This window comes from Shinella sp. AETb1-6, assembly GCF_009826875.1.
Lineage (GTDB): Bacteria > Pseudomonadota > Alphaproteobacteria > Rhizobiales > Rhizobiaceae > Shinella > Shinella sumterensis.
On record NZ_WUMM01000004.1, the window covers coordinates 274,398 to 291,245 of the forward strand.

The 16,848-nt window shown below is 65.8% G+C and carries 16 protein-coding genes; 9 read left to right on the plus strand and 7 right to left on the minus strand.

Going from position 1 to position 16,848, the window contains the following annotated elements; genetic code table 11:
• Positions 1-41 precede the first annotated feature (41 nt).
• Positions 42-1,049, plus strand: a complete 1,008-nt coding sequence (locus tag GR158_RS09075; protein ID WP_160870822.1) for an asparaginase — start codon at positions 42-44, stop codon at positions 1,047-1,049.
• On the opposite strand, the gene GR158_RS09080 is transcribed toward GR158_RS09075, so the two are convergent.
• Positions 1,050-1,805: a DeoR/GlpR family DNA-binding transcription regulator gene (locus tag GR158_RS09080; RefSeq protein WP_160870823.1), complete on the minus strand. Its 756-nt coding sequence runs from the start codon at positions 1,803-1,805 to the stop codon at positions 1,050-1,052.
• 98 nt (positions 1,806-1,903) lie between these two features.
• On the opposite strand from GR158_RS09080, the gene GR158_RS09085 reads away from it, so the two are divergent.
• Both GR158_RS09085 and GR158_RS09090 read left to right on the plus strand, forming a co-directional pair.
• Entirely contained in the window at positions 1,904-2,266 is a 363-nt protein-coding gene (locus GR158_RS09085) for a DUF4406 domain-containing protein (RefSeq protein ID WP_134651775.1), read from the plus strand.
• Between the two features lie 98 nt (positions 2,267-2,364).
• Positions 2,365-2,760 carry a VOC family protein gene (locus tag GR158_RS09090; protein WP_160870824.1) on the plus strand — a complete coding sequence of 132 codons (396 nt, stop codon included), beginning with the start codon at positions 2,365-2,367 and terminating at the stop codon, positions 2,758-2,760.
• 64 nt (positions 2,761-2,824) lie between these two features.
• Here GR158_RS09090 and GR158_RS09095 read toward each other — a convergent pair whose 3' ends face one another.
• Positions 2,825-3,019 carry a hypothetical protein gene (locus GR158_RS09095; protein ID WP_160870825.1) on the minus strand — a complete coding sequence of 65 codons (195 nt, stop codon included), beginning with the start codon at positions 3,017-3,019 and terminating at the stop codon, positions 2,825-2,827.
• A gap of 103 nt (positions 3,020-3,122) precedes the next feature.
• Here GR158_RS09095 and GR158_RS09100 point away from each other — a divergent pair, with 103 nt between their 5' ends.
• Positions 3,123-4,064, plus strand: a complete 942-nt coding sequence (locus GR158_RS09100) for a LysR substrate-binding domain-containing protein (RefSeq protein ID WP_160870826.1) — start codon at positions 3,123-3,125, stop codon at positions 4,062-4,064.
• Here GR158_RS09100 and GR158_RS09105 read toward each other — a convergent pair.
• The gene (locus GR158_RS09105) at positions 4,024-4,683 is read right to left on the minus strand and encodes a glutathione S-transferase family protein (protein WP_160870827.1); all 660 of its coding nucleotides are present in this window, start codon (positions 4,681-4,683) and stop codon (positions 4,024-4,026) included. The genes GR158_RS09100 and GR158_RS09105 overlap by 41 nt on opposite strands.
• A gap of 237 nt (positions 4,684-4,920) precedes the next feature.
• On the opposite strand from GR158_RS09105, the gene GR158_RS09110 reads away from it, so the two are divergent.
• Positions 4,921-5,304, plus strand: coding sequence for a hypothetical protein (locus GR158_RS09110; protein ID WP_160870828.1), 384 nt, complete (start codon positions 4,921-4,923; stop codon positions 5,302-5,304).
• A gap of 141 nt (positions 5,305-5,445) precedes the next feature.
• Positions 5,446-5,931: a copper chaperone PCu(A)C gene (locus GR158_RS09115; RefSeq protein WP_160870829.1), complete on the plus strand. Its 486-nt coding sequence runs from the start codon at positions 5,446-5,448 to the stop codon at positions 5,929-5,931.
• Positions 5,932-6,031: 100 nt separating this feature from the next.
• On the opposite strand, the gene GR158_RS09120 is transcribed toward GR158_RS09115, so the two are convergent.
• Positions 6,032-7,402 carry a TIGR03808 family TAT-translocated repetitive protein gene (locus GR158_RS09120; RefSeq protein WP_160870830.1) on the minus strand — a complete coding sequence of 457 codons (1,371 nt, stop codon included), beginning with the start codon at positions 7,400-7,402 and terminating at the stop codon, positions 6,032-6,034.
• Between the two features lie 233 nt (positions 7,403-7,635).
• Between GR158_RS09120 and GR158_RS09125 the strand changes: the two genes are divergently transcribed.
• The 3 genes from GR158_RS09125 to GR158_RS09135 all read left to right on the plus strand — a co-directional run bounded on the left by GR158_RS09125 (position 7,636) and on the right by GR158_RS09135 (position 12,874).
• Entirely contained in the window at positions 7,636-9,927 is a 2,292-nt protein-coding gene (locus GR158_RS09125) for a bifunctional diguanylate cyclase/phosphodiesterase (protein WP_246665591.1), read from the plus strand.
• A 63-nt stretch (positions 9,928-9,990) separates the two neighbouring features.
• Entirely contained in the window at positions 9,991-11,001 is a 1,011-nt protein-coding gene (locus GR158_RS09130) for a ligase-associated DNA damage response exonuclease (RefSeq protein WP_160870832.1), read from the plus strand.
• Positions 11,002-11,242: 241 nt separating this feature from the next.
• Entirely contained in the window at positions 11,243-12,874 is a 1,632-nt protein-coding gene (locus GR158_RS09135) for a cisplatin damage response ATP-dependent DNA ligase (protein ID WP_160870833.1), read from the plus strand.
• Here the strand turns inward: GR158_RS09135 and GR158_RS09140 are convergent.
• The 3 genes from GR158_RS09140 to scpA all read right to left on the minus strand — a co-directional run bounded on the left by GR158_RS09140 (position 12,871) and on the right by scpA (position 16,633).
• Positions 12,871-13,212 (minus strand): hypothetical protein, encoded by a 342-nt coding sequence (locus GR158_RS09140; protein WP_160870834.1) that lies wholly within the window; start codon positions 13,210-13,212, stop codon positions 12,871-12,873. The two genes, GR158_RS09135 and GR158_RS09140, sit on opposite strands and share 4 nt — an antisense overlap.
• A gap of 1 nt (position 13,213) precedes the next feature.
• Positions 13,214-14,173: a glutathione S-transferase family protein gene (locus GR158_RS09145; RefSeq protein WP_160870835.1), complete on the minus strand. Its 960-nt coding sequence runs from the start codon at positions 14,171-14,173 to the stop codon at positions 13,214-13,216.
• A gap of 327 nt (positions 14,174-14,500) precedes the next feature.
• The gene (scpA, locus tag GR158_RS09150; protein ID WP_160870836.1) at positions 14,501-16,633 is read right to left on the minus strand and encodes a methylmalonyl-CoA mutase; all 2,133 of its coding nucleotides are present in this window, start codon (positions 16,631-16,633) and stop codon (positions 14,501-14,503) included.
• Positions 16,634-16,848: the final 215 nt, after the last annotated feature.

Sequence of the window (16,848 nt, forward strand, 5' to 3'; positions counted from 1 at the left end):
GATAATACCGCACCGGAAACCGGAAATTTGAGGGCATCATCATGGCAAACCCCGTCCTTGTCGAAGTCACGCGCGGCAATCTTGTCGAAAGCCGCCATCGCGGCATGGTCGTCGTGGTCGACGGCGATGGCAAGGTGGTGTTTTCGCAGGGCGATGTCGAGGCCGGTGTCTTCCCGCGCTCGGCCTGCAAGGCCATGCAGGCGCTGCCGCTCATCGAGAGCGGTGCGGCCGATGCCCATGCCTTCGGCAACCAGGAACTGGCGCTCGCCTGCTCCTCGCATAACGGCGAGGCGGCCCATGCGCGCCTTGCCGGCACGATGCTGGCGGCGGCCGGCGTGGATGAAAGCGTGCTGGAATGCGGCGCGCACTGGTCCTTCGAGCAGCCCGTGCTGATCAACCAGGCGCGCCTGCTCGACCGGCCGAGCGCCCTGCACAACAACTGCTCGGGCAAACATGCCGGCTTCGTCTGCGCCGCCTGCCACACCGGCAAGGACCTCGAAGGCTATGTGCGCTACGAGCATCCGGTGCAGGCCGAAATCCGCGGCGTCATGGAAAGCCTGACGGGGGCCGCACTCGCGGTCGACAATTGCGGCGTCGACGGCTGCTCCATCCCCACCTATGCCGTGCCGCTGAAGAGCCTCGCGCACGGCTTCGCGAAGATGGCGACGGGCACGGGCCTTGCGCCCGAACGCGCCAAGGCCTCGCGCCGGCTGATCGAGGCGTGCATGGCCGAACCCTTCTTCGTCGCCGGCACGGGCCGCGCCTGCACGCGTCTCATGGAAACCGCGCCCGGCCGCATCTTCGCCAAGACGGGCGCCGAGGGCGTGTTCTGCGCCGCCATTCCCGAACAGGGCGTCGCGATCGCGCTCAAATGCGAGGACGGCACGACGCGCGCCGCCGAAAGCATGGTCGCCGCCACGCTCGCCCGCTTCTTCACCGAGGAGCCCGATATCCACGCCGCGCTGATGGCGCAGGCCAATCGCTCCATGTCGAACTGGAACCGCATCCATGTCGGCGATATCCGCGTGACGGACGCGCTGGTCGCCTGATCAGGCCTCGATGACCTCGACGCCCATATCGCGATAGGGCGCCAGCACGTCAGAAGACAGTCCGGCCGGCACGATGAGGCCGCTGGCCGCAGCGAGCGGCATGATCTTCCATGGCGAGGCGAGGCCGAGTTTTTCCCGGGTCAGCAGCACGAAGGTCGCGGCCGCGTTTTCCGCGACGCTGCGCTTCGTCGCGGCTTCCTCCATGTCGCCGGTGGTGAGGCCGTGGCTCGGATGGGCGGCGGTGACGCCCATGAAATAGAGATCCGCCTTCAGGCCGCGAATGGTCTCGAGCGCCTGTGCCCCCATTGCCACCATCGAATGTTTGTAGAGCCGGCCGCCGACGAGCACGACATCCGCGCTCGGGTGGCGTTCGAGCTCGCAGGCGATGGTCGGGCTGTGCGTGACCACCGTGAAGGCGAAACAGCGGGGCAGGGCGCGGGCGAGTGCCGCGGTCGTCGTGCCGCCATCGAGAAAGATCACCTGTCCCGGTTCGATCATCGCGGCCGCGCGGGCGCCGAGCGCGGCCTTCTCGTCTGTCGCAAGCGATTGGCGGGCCGCAAAATCGGGCAGCGGCGGCGAGAGCGGCAGCGCTCCGCCATGCACCCGCTTCAGCAGGCCTTCCGCCGCCATGTCCCGCAGGTCCCGCCTGATCGTGTCCTCCGAGAGGTCCAGTTCCGTGGCAAGCGTCTTGGCGATAATCTCGCCGTCGCGGTTCAGCCTCTCGACGATCATGGCTCTTCGCTGGCTTGTCAGCATGTTCGCGCTCCATCTTGACTCTGCATGAAATTACACGAATATGCATGAAGTATCCAGAAAATTCCGGATATTTCATGCATTATTGTGAGGAGTACGACATGCTGATCCTGATCGCCGGCCCCTATCGCTCGGGCACGGGAGACGACCCGCAAAAGATGGCGGAGAACCTGAAGCGGCTGGAGGCGCCGTCCTATGCGCTGTTCAAGGCGGGACATGTGCCGATGATCGGCGAATGGGTGGCGCTGCCCGTCTGGCATGCGGCAGGCGGCGAAACGATCGGTGATGCGTTGCACGAAGAGATCTTCTATCCCGTAGCCCATCGCCTGCTTGAACTGTGCGAAGGTGTTCTGCGATTGCCAGGCGCCTCGAAGGGGGCGGATAACGATGTGCGCATCGCGCAGGCGCGCGGCATCCCGGTCTGGTACCGACTGGAGGACGTGCCGGGCTGCGCTGCCGCATAAATTAATGCAGCCGCATGTCGGGAATGGGCCCGCCGTCACGTCCTTGTGGCATGACGGGGTGACCGTGCCCCGCCGCGCAACCAACAAGGAGGACATCCATGCGCATGATCTTCGTCAACCTGCCCGTCAAGGACCTGGCCGCCACGCGCCGCTTCTTCGGCGCGCTCGGCTTTTCCTTCAACGAACAGTACAGCGACGACACGGCCATCTGCATGGTCGTGGACGAGAACATCTACGTCATGCACCTGACGGAGGAGAAGTTCGCCCAGTTCGTGACCGGCAAGGTCGGCGACCCCGAACAGCAGACGCAGGTCCTGACCTGCCTTTCGGCCTCCAGCCGACAGGAGGTCGATGACCTCAAGGCCAAGGCGCTTGCCGCCGGCGGCCGCGAATGGAAGCCGAACATGGAGTTCGGGCCGATGTACGGCTGCTCGTTCCAGGATATCAGCGGCAATGTCTGGGAGATCATGTACATGGACCAGGCCGGCGGCTGAGCCCACATCGTTGAAAGCAAAAGGCCTGCGCCGGAAACGACGCAGGCCTTTGCATATCCGCGTATCAGGCCGAGCGCCTGCCGCAGTCCTCCGCCATGTCGCGCGCGCGAAACAGGCCGAAGGGCAGGTCGCCCAGGGCGCGGCCGTCCATCGCGCTGATATCGGGATGGGACAGCGGGTCTCGCGCCCAGACAGGCGTGTCCGACCCGTCGGCATCGGACCTGAACATATTCGCCAGCCTGGAGAAAATCTTGAACATTGCCTTCTCCTCGCGATGCGTTACCATTGATGATGGCTGATAATCGCGCCGGAACGCCAAAGCTGCAATCGAGTAGTTCGGGACAAGATTATAGAAAATCTATATGAAGAACCTCAACCAGGTGCATCTGAACGGCCTGCGGGCGCTTGAAGCGGTGGGGCGGCTCGGTTCGCTTCAGGCGGCAGCCGATGAGCTCGGCGTCACGGTCGGCGCCGTCAGCCAGCAGGTCATCAGGGCAGAGGAGCAGCTGGGCCGCCCGATCTTCGACCGTACCGCGCGCGGGCTGCGCGAGACGGCGTTCGGCGGGCCGTTTCTGGCCACGTTGTCGGCGGGCTTTCGCCAGTTGTCCGAAGCGGTCGCCACCACGCGGCGCAGCGACGATGCGATCCTGACCATTTCCGTCGCGCCGATCTTCGCCTCCCGCTGGCTCATCCACCGGATCGACCGCTTCGCCGCCCTTCATCCGGATATCAGCCTGCGCATCGAGGCGACCACAATGCTGGTGGATCTCGCCCGTTCCGATGTCGACCTGTGCATTCGCGTCGGGCCGGGCGGCTGGCCGGATGTGAAGACGGACTATTTCCTGCCGCAGGTGCTGTTTCCGGTCTGCGCGCCGGCGCTGGCGGAGAAGATCAGGACGCCGAAGGACCTTTCAAAGCAACCGGCAGTCGTCGATGGCAACGAGGCCTTCACCTGGGAGCGCTGGCTGGAGGCCGCGGGCCTCGACGTGCCGCCGCCCCGGGCGCGGCATGTCTTTTCCGATGCGTCGCTCTGCCTCGATGCCGCCATGGCGGGGCAGGGGGTGCTGCTCGCCTTTCCCGTCCTCGCCTCATGGGCGCTGCGCGAGGGGCGGCTGGTCGCGCCGTTCCCCATCCGGGTGGAAACCGGCATGGGCTACTATTTCGTGACCGCCCCGGGCGTGCCGGAGCCGCGCAAGGTCACCGTCTTCAAGCAATGGCTGCGTGCCGCCATGGCGGAGGATGCGGACGGCTTTTCCGGCGCCGTCATTCCAGCTCGCCGCTCCGCGTCTCCATCATCGCCTTGAAGGCCGGCCGCGCCTGGCAGCGTGCGAGCCATGCCTTCACATTCGGCGCGGCGTCGAACAGCGCCGGCTGGCCCATCGCATAGCGGAAGACCTCCGCAAGGTTGAGGTCCGCCACGGTGAAGCGGTCGCCGACGACGTGGCCCGTCGCGGCAAGATGCTGGTCGAGCCTCTTGAAGCCGCGCGCCAGCGCTTCCGAGGCCTTGGCGATGACGCTGCGGCCTTCCTCGCTGTCCTGAATGCCGGTATCGAAGGCCAGCACGATCTTCACCGCATGCGGCTCCACTTCGGTGGCCGCCCACATCGTCCATTGCAGCATCTCGGCCTCTTCGGTCACGGTCCGGCCGGAGAGCGGGCCGCCATGCTTGCGGGCGAGATAGAGATTGATGGCAAGCGATTCCGTCATGACGAAACCGCCGTCGTCGATGCAGGGAATGAGACCGGTCGGATTGACGGAAAGGAAGTCCGGCGACTTGGTGTTGAGCGGCGCATCCGCCGCATAGGGCTCTGCGACACGCCGCGCCTGCATGACGGGGACGGAGACGAAGGGCAGGCCGAGTTCGCCGGCGAGCCAGTAGTTGCGCGAGGCGCGCGAGCGGTAGACGCCGTAGATGGTCAGCATGGGCCCTCCTGGTAACGTTGGTTTGCGCGAGAACGAGGCGTTCCCTTCGCCGCCGTCTGGAACGATGATGCGGCGATATCGATCCTGCCGCACCATAGGCGAGGGGCGGGTGCCGGAGTAGCGTGCGGGCCTGATCGATCCATGAATTGTGGTGATGGCTGCCCGCTTTGTCGCATTGACCTTGCCCTGGCGCGGGGTTAAGGCCGAAGGATCCGCCGTCGCGGATGGAGACGAACGATGACGGGACGCATGACACGCTTTGCTGTCTGCCTGCGCATTCTCTGCGCAGTCGCCCTGCTGTTCGTCGGCTTCGCCCATCAGCCGGCGACGGCCGGAAAGCCCAGCGTCCTCGAACTTGCCGACTATGTCCTGCCCGATGGCAGCATGGCCGATCTGTGCATCGGCAACATTGTGGACGGCAAGGCGAAGCATGCCGGCCCCGTCAAATGCGAGGCCTGCCGCATCGGCGGCGCCATGCTGATGCCCGAGCCGGCCGATCTTGCCGGCGTGGCGCTGGCCTATCGGGTCGTCGCCGCTCGGCCCCTCGTGGCCGAGGCGCTGCATTCCAGGCGTGATCGCCCCGGCGCGCCGCCCCGCGCACCACCCTTCCTGTCCGCCTGATGATCCGCCCGCGTGCCGGCCTTCGCCGTCGCGCGTCGCAACCGGCCTGACAGGGCCATTCTACCCGCACGGTATCGACTGCCGGCCATGGCCGCCGTTGCGGGCCCCCATTCCGATCCTGAACTGACAAAGGACACGCTCATGAAACGCATCCTCGCAACCGTCGCCGCCCTCGCCCTTTCGGCAGGCGTCGCCTTCGCCCATGATTACAAGCTCGGCAACCTGGAAATCCATCACCCGGCATCCAAGGCCACGCTGCCCGGCCAGCCTGTCGGCGGCGGCTTCCTGACCGTCACCAACAATGGCAGCGAGGCCGACCGCCTCGTCTCCATCACCGCGCCCGAGGTGTCGGATGACGTGCAGATGCACGAAATGGCCGTCGAGAACGACGTGATGAAGATGCGCCAGCTGACCGATGGCATCGAGATCCCGGCCGGCGCCACCGTCGCGCTCAAGTCCGGCGGCCTGCATGTGATGTTCATGAGCATCAAGCGCCCCTTCAAGGAGGGCGAGAGCTTCAAGGCGACGTTGAATTTCGAGAAGGCCGGCGCGGTCGACGTCGACTTCAAGGTGGAGGCCGCCAAGCCCGGTTCGGGTGCGGGCGAGGGGCACAACCACGGCGGCTGAGCCGCGCGATGAAGGCGGACGAGGGGGCGGCCCGGACGCTACCCCCTCGTCCCATGCGTCTCTTTGTTCGGGCAGAAAAAGAGACGCAACCGAAACGGGCTCAGCCCGTCCTGTTCCGTTCGATCGTCAGGTGCGGATAGCTTTCTGACGCCGTCGCAAGGTCGTCCGTCGTGCGCTCGTTCCAGCGGAAGCCGGCGATGGCGGCGGTTCGGGTTTCCTCGAAGATGTTGCCGGAGATCAGCGCCGAGCCCGCGCCCTCCACCACGCTCACGGCGCAGCCGATCGGGCTGTTGCGCACGAGGTTTCCGTTCACGACGAGGCCGCGCATATAGGGCCCCCAGCCGAGCGCCAGCCCCCATTTCGGTGCGTTTTCCACGGTGTTTCCGGACAGGACCGTATCGGCCTCCACCGCGATGCCGAAGCCGAAGCCCGCGCCGTCGTGGATATAGGGCCCGTCGAGCTTCAGGTTGCGCACGACATTTCCGGTGACGGTGGCAAGCCGCCCGCCCTCGTTGAAATTGACGATGAGGATGCCGTTGGCCGCGCCGTCGATCAGGTTGCCGTTGACGATGGCGCCGGTGAAGCCGAATTCCGAATAGATCGCCGTCTCGCCGCTATCGAGGCAGGTATTGCCCGATATCTGCACGTTCGAGCCCGCATTGGCGCGGATTGCCGAGAAGGCGCAACCGGAGACATGGTTGTTGGTGATCATCACGTCGTCGGCGCGGAAGATATTGATGCCGTTGCCATATTGGCCGGTGCCGCCGCGCGTGGCGGAAATGCGGGCGATGCGGTTGCCCGAGACGATGCTGCCGTCGCGGCCGGCCTGCCAGCGGTGGATGAGGATGCCGCCATTGCCGCAGTCGAAGACGTGGTTGCCGGTGACCGAAAGCGTCTGGCTTTCGACCGCATGGATCGCATGGTCGGCCGCGCCGGAAATGCGGCTGCGTTCGATGCGCCCGCCCGAGCGCTCCATGTAGATCGCGCTCTTGGCCGAGCCCTGGATTTCGCAGTTCTCGATGGTGACATCAGCGACGGCGGAGACGTTGAGCAGACCCTGCACGGTGTCGTCTAGCCAGCGGTTCGCCCCGTCGATGACGAGATTGGCAAGCTCGATGCGGGTGGCGCCATCGGCGGCGAAGAGGTGGCCGTCGCCGCCATAGACGATGCGGGTGGCGCCGGGTACGCCGGTCAGCCGCGTGTTGTCGGGCAGGGTCAGATTGGAGATCACATAGTCGCCGGGCGGCAGGAACACCGGCATGTTCTTCGCCGCCGCCTCCTTCAGCAGCTTGGCGAAGGCCTTGCTCTTGCGGTCGCCCGCGCCGGGGCGAATGCCATGCGCGGCCGCGTCGATGCTGCCCCTCAGGTCGACATCCAGGACCGGGACGCGCTGCGTCTGCGCGCGGGCGCCCGTCGCGGCGCCGGCCGCTCCCAGCGCAAGACCCGACAGAAATGACCTTCTGGTAACCATCACAGCTCCTTTGCCGACGTGCTGCAGGAAGCGTGCCAGATGGATTTGTGTCGAAACGGCACAGGCGGCTTTTCCGCCAGCGTGGGTTGTCATGCTTCCCGAAATGCGCCGGATGCGCGGTATTTCGCCGGTTTCGTTCAGGATTGGATAACGAGTCGAGGTGTACGATTTCCCGGTTGTGTGAGAGGAGGCGGCGACAATGCGCATCCTCGCGTTCGGGAATGCAAGGGTTCATGTCGACGCAACTGTCTCACCTTGGCAACGATGAAGCCGACGCGACGGCCCGGCTGATGTCGGCCAGCGAACGCCTGATGGCCGAGGCGGCCCGGTTGTTTCCGCTGGCTGCGGCGCAGAGCGAGCGCACCATCTGGCTCGAAGCCATGATCGACGAGGTGCCGGACTACCTCTATTTCAAGGACCTGTCCTGTCGCTTCGTCGTCGCCAACCGCGCGATCACCGCCGACAACGGGCGCGAGAGCCTGGTGGGCCTCTCCGATTTCGAACTCCACCCCGAGGCCACGGCCCGTCATTTCTTCAACACCGAGCAGGAGATCATCCGCACCGGCCGGCCCATGCTCGACATGGAGGACCAGATCCGCGATGCCGCCGGCAACCTGAAATGGATGCTCTCCTCCAAGCTGCCGGTGCGCAACGGCAACGGCGAGGTGATCGGCATCGTCGGCACGGCGCGCGACATTACCGAGCGCAAGCTGGCGGAAAGCCTGCATCGCGGACAGGCGGATCTTCTCAAGATGATCGCGCTCGGCGAACCGCTGACCGATGTCTTCTCCGCCCTTATCCTCCTGATCGAGGCGCATGTGCCCGACGTGATCGGATCGATCCTGCGGCTGTCGCCGGATGGCCGGCATATCGTCAACGGGGCCGCGCCCAATCTCGATGCCGGCTATTGCAGGCTGATCGAAGGGCTGGAGATCGGCCCGACCGTGGGCTCGTGCGGAACCGCCATGTGGCGTGGCGAACCGGTCATCGTCGCCGATATCGAGACCGATCCCCTCTGGGCCGATTTCAGGCACCTCGCGCTGGGCATCGCTTCCCGCGCCTGCTGGTCCTGGCCCATCCGCTCCTATCAGGGCAGGGTGCTCGGCACCTTCGCGCTCTATAGCCGCGAAACCGGCGAGCCGTCGGCCGAATGCACGAAACTCGTCGGCATGGCGACCCACATCGCCGGCATCGCCATCGAGCGCAAGGAAGCCGAAGACAGCATCCAGTACATGGCGCATCACGACACGCTGACCGGCCTTCCGAACCGCAGCATGCTGGACGAGCGCGTGGCCTCCGCCATCGAGGCGGCCGACGATCGCGGCGGCTCCATGACGCTCGCCTTCATCGACCTCGACAACTTCAAGCTGGTCAATGACAGCCTCGGCCACCACGCGGGTGATGAACTCTTGAAGATCGTGGCGGCGCGCATGCAGGGCTGTATCCGCGCAAGCGACAGCATCGTGCGCCTGGGCGGCGACGAGTTCGTCATCCTCATCAGCGGGGCGATGCGCCGTGGCGAGGCGGTCGAGGACCGGCTGCGCTCCGTGCGTGAGGCCGTGGCCGAGCCCGTCGAGATCGACGGCCGGTCGTTCCAGGTGACATGCAGCATGGGTGTCGCCGTCTACCCCGAACACGGCCGCAATGTCAGCGAGCTGCTGGCGCGCGCCGACATGGCCATGTACCGCGCCAAGGAGATCGGCCGCGACGCGGTGCAGGTCTTCACCTTCGAGCTTGCCGACCGCGCCCACGAGAAGCTGGAGCGGCAGGAGGAGCTGCGCCGCGCGCTCGCCCAGACCGAATTCTTCCTCCAGTACCAGCCGCAGATGGACCTCGTGACCGGCCGCATCTTCGCCGTCGAGGCGCTGATCCGCTGGCGCCATCCCGAACGTGGCATCGTCTCGCCGGGCGAGTTCATTCCGCTTGCCGAGGAAACCGGCCTCATCGGCCCGATCGGCGACTGGACGCTGCGCACCGCCTGCCGGCAGAACAAGGCCTGGCAGCTGTCCGGCCTGCCGCCCATCGTCGTCAGCGTCAACGTCTCCGCTCGCCAGTTTCAGGAACGCGACTGGGTCGAGCGCGTCGCGGCAGCCCTTGAGGAAAGCGGTCTGGAGGCACGCTACCTGGAGCTGGAGCTGACCGAGAGCCTCATCATGGAGGATGTGCAGCAGGCGGTGGAGACCATGCACCGGCTGGAGCAGCTCGGCGTTCACCTGGCCATCGACGATTTCGGCACGGGTTATTCCAGCCTCAGCTCGCTCAAGCGCTTTCCCGTGGGCCGTCTCAAGATCGACCGTTCCTTCGTGCAGGACCTGCCCGGCGACAGCGACGATGCCGCCATCGCCACGGCCGTCATCTCGCTCGGGCACTTGCTGCAGCTGCGCGTCATCGCCGAGGGCGTGGAAACGCGCGAGCAGCTGGATTTCCTGCGCGAGGCCGGCTGCGACGAGATCCAGGGTTATCACATCAGCCGCCCCATCGATGCGATGGCCCTCCAGGCCCTTCTCTGCCTGTCGGAGTGCTGATGCGGGCCGGCATCGCGGCGGTCGCCCCTTGACATTGCCGTGGCGGCGCCAACGTTACCTGGCATGAAGCCCGATCAGCTCCTCCGCCCGGCCCCCGCCGGCCTCTATTGCCCCGCCGGCGATTTCTATATCGACCCCGTCCGGCCGGTGGCGCGCGCGCTGGTCACCCATGGCCATTCGGACCATGCCCGTGCCGGCCACGGCGCCGTGCTCGCCACGCAGGAAACGCTCGACATCATGGAAATCCGCTACGGCGTGGATTTCTGCGGCACCCGCCAGTCCGCCGCCTTCGGCGAGCGCATCGGGGTCAACGGCGTCACCGTCTCCTTCCATCCGGCCGGCCATGTGCTCGGCTCGGCCCAGATCGCCGTGGAGAAGGACGGCCTGCGCATCGTCGCGTCGGGTGATTACAAGCGCGGGGTCGACCCCACCTGCGCGGCCTATGAGCCGGTGCCCTGCGATATCTTCATCACCGAGGCGACCTTCGGGCTGCCGGTCTTCCACCATCCAGATCCGAAGGCGGAGATGGGAAAGCTCATCACCTCGCTCCGGCAGTTTCCCGAGCGCAGCCATCTCGTCGGCGCCTATTCGCTCGGCAAGTCGCAACGCGTCATCCGCCTCTTGCGCGACTGCGGCTACGATGCCCCAATCTATATCCACGGATCGCTCGCCAGGCTCTGCGATTACTATGTCAGCCGCGGCATCGAACTCGGCGACCTGCGCCCGGCGACCGTCGAGAAGGGCGACAAGACGGATTTCCGCGGCGCCGTCATCGTCGGACCGCCCTCGGCCTTCGCCGACCGATGGGCGCGCCGCTTCAACGAACCGCTCATCGCCTTCGCCTCCGGCTGGATGATGGTGCGCCAGCGTGCCAAACAGGGCGGCGTCGAGTTGCCGCTCGTCATCTCCGACCATTGCGACTGGCCGGAACTGACCGAGACGATCCGTGAACTCGCGCCGCAGGAAGTATGGGTCACCCACGGCCGCGAGGAGGCGCTGGTGCGCTGGTGCGAACTCGCCGGCCTGCCGGCACGGCCGCTGCATCTGGTGGGCTATGAGGACGAGGGGGATTGATGGTGGGAGGCCTTTCCCGAAGGCGCGGTGCGGCCTTTCCCTTCTCCCCGGTGGGGAGAAGGTGGCCCGAAGGGTCGGATGAGGGGGCCTGCGCGACCCTCACCGTCAGTGCAACCCCCTCATCCCGCTGCCGCGACCTTCTCCCCGTGGGGGAGAAGGGGCAAGAAGCGCAGGCTCGGGCGATAGACGACGGTTTCGAAAAAAAGGTCTCGCGGGGCGGGTTCATCGTGGAGTTGCGCCCATGAAAGCCTTCTCCACCCTTCTCGACCGCCTTGTCCTCACCCCGTCGCGCAACGGCAAGCTGAAGCTGCTGGCGGACTACTTCCGCGATACGCCGGACCCTGATCGCGGCTATGGCCTTGCCGCCATCGCCGGCACGCTCGACCTGAAGAGCGTCAAGCCGGCGCTGCTGCGCGAACTGGTGCTCGAACGCATGGACGCGGTGCTGTTTCGCTATTCCTACGACTATGTCGGCGATCTTGCCGAGACCATCGCGCTGGTCTGGGACCAGGAGCGCAAGGAGCGTGTGCCCGATGAGGCCGAGCCGAGCCTGAGCGCCGTCGTCACCCGCATGAACGCGCTCGGCCGCACGGAGGTGCGCGGCGCGGTGCGCGATCTGCTCGACCGGCTCGATCCCTCAGGCCGCTTCGCCTTCCTGAAGCTCGCCACCGGTGCCCTGCGCATCGGCGTCTCGGCGCGTCTCGCCAAGCAGGCGCTCGCCGAATTCTCCGGCATGGACGTGACCGAGATCGAGACGCTGTGGCACGGGCTGGAGCCGCCCTACGAGCCGCTGTTCGCCTGGCTGGAGGGCAGGGCGGAGCGCCCGGTTCTGGCCACGCCGGCGATCTTCCATTCCGTCATGCTGGCCAATCCGGTGGGGGACGGCGATCTCGTCAATCTCGACCCCGCCGATTTCGCCGCCGAATGGAAATGGGACGGCATCCGCGTGCAGATGTCGTCATCAGGCGCGACGCGGCGGCTCTATTCCCGCTCCGGCGACGATATCTCCGCCGCCTTCCCGGATGTGCTCGACGCCATGAATTTCGAGGGCGTGGTGGACGGCGAGCTGTTGGTCGGCGGCACGGCGCGCATGAACAGCCCCACGCGTACTTTCTCCGATCTCCAGCAGCGGCTGAACCGCAAGACGGTCAACACGAAGATGCTGGAGGACTATCCCGCCTTCGTGCGCGCCTATGACGTTCTGTTCGAAGGCGAGGTGGATGTGCGCCCGGCCGCCTTCACCGAACGCCGGAAGCGACTGGCCGGCCTCATCGACAAGACCCCGCACGACCGCTTCGACCTCTCGCCGCTCGTGCCCTTCGCGACGTGGGAGGAACTGGAGGCCATCCGCCGCGATCCGCCCGATCCGGTCATCGAGGGCGTGATGATCAAGCGCCTCGACAGCCCCTACCAGGCCGGCCGCATGAAGGGCCCGTGGTTCAAGTGGAAGCGCGATCCGTTCAACATAGATGCCGTCATGATGTATGCGCAGCGCGGCCATGGCAAACGCTCGAGCTACTATTCGGATTTCACCTTCGGCGTCTGGACGGAAGGTCCTGACGGCGATGTGCTGGTGCCGGTCGGAAAAGCCTATTTCGGCTTCACCGATGCCGAACTCGAAGTGCTCGACCGCTTCGTGCGCAACAACACGACCGAGCGCTTCGGCCCCGTGCGCGCCGTGCGTGCCGAACCCGCCCACGGCTTCGTGCTGGAAGTGGCCTTCGAAGGCATCAACCGCTCGAACCGCCACAAATCCGGCGTCGCCATGCGCTTCCCCCGCATCGCCCGGCTCAGGCAGGACAAGCTGCCCGCCGATGCCGACCGGCTGGAGACGCTGATGGCGATGATCGATGCGCGGGAAGATACCCGCTAGTTGAGGCCGTAGGCTGTCATGGCGTAAATGAAATATGTGAGAGGCACCAGTATACCGCCGAGGAAGACGCCAACAGAAACGTTGTATCTGCGCCCAATAAATATTGCCAATGTCGCGGGCGCCGTAATGACGAGCAGTAAGTACAGGACAACAAGATTAACCGGCAGTGTCTTGCTAAAGCCGTTGACTATTGTCCAGGCATAGAGCCAGAACGCTACCCCCATGAGAAGCCAAATCACGCCGGCAAGCAACAACCCGTATTTGCGGTAGACTCTTAGCGATTCCGGAAGCGTCGCTGCCAATCCCAAAGCAGATATGACCCATATTGATATCTCCATACTACAGCCCCAGCGCTGACAGATCCGGCCCGAGCGGCACGATGCGGTTGGGGTTGAGCGACTTGATCGAGTAGTAGCCCTGCTTGATGTGGTCGATATTGACGGTGTCGCGCACGCCCGGCAGGTCGAGCACGCGCTTCGTATAGGCTGAGAGCGCCGCATAGTCGGCCAGGCGCTGGCGGTTGCACTTGAACAGGCCGAAATAGGCCGCGTCGAAGCGGATGAGTGTCACGAAGAGGCGGATATCGGCCTCCGTGAAGGCCTCGCCGGTCAGGAAGGCGCGGCCGTCGGACATGCGGGTTTCGAGCTCATCCAGCATGGCGAAGACGCCCTGATAGGCTTCCTCATAGGCGACCTGGGTCGTGGCGAAGCCGGCGCGGTAGACGCCGTTGTTGAGCGCGGGATAGATGCGCTCGTTGAGGGCATCGATTTCGGCGCGCAGCGGCTCGGGATAGAGGTCGACGCTTTCATCGGCAAGCGGGCCGAAGCCGCTGTTGAGCATGCGCACGATATCGGCGGACTCGTTGTTGACGATGGTCTTCCTGTCCTTGTCCCACAGCACGGGCACGGTCGCGCGGCCGGTGAAGGTGGGCGCGGCGCGGGTATAGAGCTCGTGCATGTAGGTCGCGCCGTTCAGGTCGTCGCGGTTGGAGCCCGGATAGTCGCCGAATTGCCAGCCCTGGTCGGAGAGCGCCGGCTGCACGACGGAGACGGAGATCACGTCGTCGAGCTTCTTCAGCTTGCGCGCGATCAGCGTGCGCGAGGCCCAGGGGCAGATATAGGCGACGTAAAGCTGGTAACGGCCCTTTTCGGCGGGAAATCCGCCTTCGCCCGTCGGCCCGGCGCTGCCGTCGGGCGTCACCCAGTTGCGGAAGCTCGAAACCTGCCGCACGAAACCGCCCTTGGCGTCCGTCGCCTGAACCGGCTGCCAGTCTTCCGTCCACTTGCCATTGACGAGCATCGCGTCACCTCATGTCCTTGCCTCTGCTCCAGCCGTAGCCCGCGCGCGCGAAAACGGCAATTCGCGCGGTGATTGACACAGCGTTCACAGGGCGGGGGCGGCGTGATGTGGAGATTGTCGCCCCGACCTCTGCTTCCCCTTCTCCCCCACGGGGAGAAGGTGGCCCGAAGGGTCGGATGAGGGGGGCTTGTGCTTCGTTTGCCGTCTGCGCACCCCCTCATCCGCCTGCCGGCACCTTCTCCCCGTTGGGGGAGAAGGGGAAAGTGGCGAGGTATCGGGCATGCCGACCGTCTGCGTCGAGATTGCCGTCGGCCGAGTGGGCTATGTTCACTCCATCAGCCGGTCGATCAGCGCCGAGGCCGCATCCGCGATCACGGTTCCGGGTGGGAAGATGGCGTCGGCGCCGGCCTGTTCCAGCGCGGCGAAATCCTGCGGCGGGATGACGCCGCCCACCGCGATCAGCATGTCGCGCGCGCCGCGCTTGGTCAGCGCCGCCTTGAGTTCCGGCACCAGCGTCAGGTGCCCGGCGGCAAGCGACGAGGCGCCCACGATATGCGCGCCCTCGCGGATGGCCAGTTCCGCCACTTCCTCCGGCGTCTGGAACATGGCGCCGACGATGACATTGAAGCCGAGATCGGCAAAGGCCGTGGCGATCACCTTCTGGCCGCGGTCGTGCCCGTCCTGTCCCATCTTGGCGACAAGGATGGCGGGCTTTTCGCGCTTTGCCTTTTCGAAGGCCGCGACCTTGCCGATTGCCGTGTTGAAGGCCCGGTCGTCCGCGCCCATCTCCTTGCGGTAGACGCCCGAAATCGTGCGGATTTCCGCGACATGGCGGCCGAAGGCCTTTTCCAGCGCGAGCGCGATCTCGCCCACCGTCGCCCGGGCGCGCGCAGCCTTCACGGCGAACTCCAGGAGGTTGCCGTCGCCGCTTTTCGCAACGTCGGTCAACGCATCGAGCGCGCTTTCGGCGGCCGCGGTGTCGCGCGTGCCCTTGAGCTGCTGGAGCTTGGCGAGCTGGCGCGCCCGCACCTCCGAATTGTCGACCTTGAGCACATCGACCTCGATATCGCGCTCCGGCCGCGAGAAGTTGACGCCGACGACGGTCTGCTGGCCTGAATCGATGCGCGCCTGCGTGCGCGCTGCCGCCTCTTCGATCCTGAGCTTGGGAATGCCCTTCTCGATGGCCTTCGCCATGCCGCCAAGCGCCTCGACTTCCTCGATATGGGAGAGCGCGCGCGCGGCAAGATCGTGCGTGAGACGCTCGACATAGGCCGAGCCGCCCCAGGGATCGATGATCCGCGTCGTGCCGCTCTCCTTCTGCAGCAGGATCTGCGTGTTGCGGGCGATGCGGGCGGAATGATCGGTGGGCAGCGCCAGCGCCTCGTCGAAGGAATTGGTGTGCAGCGATTGCGTATGCCCCTGCGTGGCCGCCATCGCCTCGACCATGGTGCGCATGACGTTGTTCATCGGGTCCTGCGCGGTCAGCGACCAGCCGGAGGTCTGGCAATGGGTGCGAAGCGCCAGCGACCTTGCATCCCTGGGCGCAAAATTCTTCTCCATCAGCGCGGCCCAGATCAGGCGCGCGGCGCGCATCTTGGCGACTTCCATGAAGAAGTTCATGCCGATCGCCCAGAAGAAGGAAAGCCGTGGCGCGAAGGTGTCGATGTCGAGCCCGGCGGCGACGCCCGCGCGGGCATATTCGATGCCGTCGGCGATGGTATAGGCGAGCTCCAGGTCCGCCGTCGCGCCCGCTTCCTGCATGTGGTAGCCGGAAATCGAGATCGAGTTGAACTTCGGCATGCGCCGGCTGGTATAGCTGAAGATGTCGGAGATGATCCGCATCGAGGGCTGCGGCGGGTAGATATAGGTGTTGCGGACCATGAACTCCTTGAGGATATCGTTCTGGATGGTCCCGGACAGCTTGTCCTCGGAAACGCCCTGTTCCTCGGCCGCGACGATGAACAGCGCCATGATCGGCAGCACCGCGCCGTTCATGGTCATCGACACGCTCATCTGATCGAGCGGGATACCGTCGAAGAGCTGGCGCATGTCGAGAATGGAATCGATCGCCACGCCCGCCATGCCGACATCGCCGGCCACGCGCGGGTGGTCGCTGTCATAGCCGCGATGGGTCGCAAGGTCGAAGGCGACGGAAAGCCCCTTCTGGCCGGCCGCGAGGTTGCGGCGGTAGAAGGCGTTGGATTCCTCCGCCGTGGAAAAACCGGCATATTGCCGGATCGTCCAGGGCTGCTGGACATACATGGTGGGGTAGGGACCGCGCAGATAGGGTGCGGCACCCGGCCAGGTATCGAGATAGGAAAGGCCGGCGAGATCCGCCTCGCCATACGCGCCGGCCACCGAAATGCCCTCCGGCGTCTGCCATGCGGCCTCGCCGGCGGGGGCGGCGGGGGTGGCGGGTTTCGACCAGGCGATGGATGAGAAGTCCGGGATCCGGCTCATGCGGCGGCTCCGCGTCTGCCGCGGCGTGAGGCCACCCTGCGTATCTCGCCGCCAACAAGTTGGCGTAACGTTGCCGCTTCCCCCTTCTCCCCCACGGGAAGAAGGTGCCGGCAGGCGGATGAGGGGGCGGCACAGACGCCACCCGTCGCGGACACCCCCGCATCCGACCCTTCGGGCCACCTTCTCCCCGGGGGGGAGAAGGTGGAGGAAGGTAC

Bases quoted from the DNA above. Each gene is read 5' to 3' on its own strand.
- GR158_RS09125 (WP_246665591.1), top strand. From the start codon at position 7,636: ATGTCGACGCAACTGTCTCACCTTGGCAACGATGAAGCCGACGCGACG.
- GR158_RS09095 (WP_160870825.1), bottom strand. From the start codon at position 3,019: ATGTTCAAGATTTTCTCCAGGCTGGCGAATATGTTCAGGTCCGATGCC.
- GR158_RS09140 (WP_160870834.1), bottom strand. From the start codon at position 13,212: ATGGAGATATCAATATGGGTCATATCTGCTTTGGGATTGGCAGCGACG.
- GR158_RS09135 (WP_160870833.1), top strand. From the start codon at position 11,243: ATGAAAGCCTTCTCCACCCTTCTCGACCGCCTTGTCCTCACCCCGTCG.
- GR158_RS09080 (WP_160870823.1), bottom strand. From the start codon at position 1,805: ATGCTGACAAGCCAGCGAAGAGCCATGATCGTCGAGAGGCTGAACCGC.
- GR158_RS09120 (WP_160870830.1), bottom strand. From the start codon at position 7,402: ATGGTTACCAGAAGGTCATTTCTGTCGGGTCTTGCGCTGGGAGCGGCC.
- scpA (WP_160870836.1), bottom strand. From the start codon at position 16,633: ATGAGCCGGATCCCGGACTTCTCATCCATCGCCTGGTCGAAACCCGCC.
- GR158_RS09130 (WP_160870832.1), top strand. From the start codon at position 9,991: ATGAAGCCCGATCAGCTCCTCCGCCCGGCCCCCGCCGGCCTCTATTGC.
- GR158_RS09110 (WP_160870828.1), top strand. From the start codon at position 4,921: ATGACGGGACGCATGACACGCTTTGCTGTCTGCCTGCGCATTCTCTGC.
- GR158_RS09090 (WP_160870824.1), top strand. From the start codon at position 2,365: ATGCGCATGATCTTCGTCAACCTGCCCGTCAAGGACCTGGCCGCCACG.
- GR158_RS09085 (WP_134651775.1), top strand. From the start codon at position 1,904: ATGCTGATCCTGATCGCCGGCCCCTATCGCTCGGGCACGGGAGACGAC.
- GR158_RS09075 (WP_160870822.1), top strand. From the start codon at position 42: ATGGCAAACCCCGTCCTTGTCGAAGTCACGCGCGGCAATCTTGTCGAA.
- GR158_RS09115 (WP_160870829.1), top strand. From the start codon at position 5,446: ATGAAACGCATCCTCGCAACCGTCGCCGCCCTCGCCCTTTCGGCAGGC.
- GR158_RS09145 (WP_160870835.1), bottom strand. From the start codon at position 14,173: ATGCTCGTCAATGGCAAGTGGACGGAAGACTGGCAGCCGGTTCAGGCG.
- GR158_RS09100 (WP_160870826.1), top strand. From the start codon at position 3,123: ATGAAGAACCTCAACCAGGTGCATCTGAACGGCCTGCGGGCGCTTGAA.
- GR158_RS09105 (WP_160870827.1), bottom strand. From the start codon at position 4,683: ATGCTGACCATCTACGGCGTCTACCGCTCGCGCGCCTCGCGCAACTAC.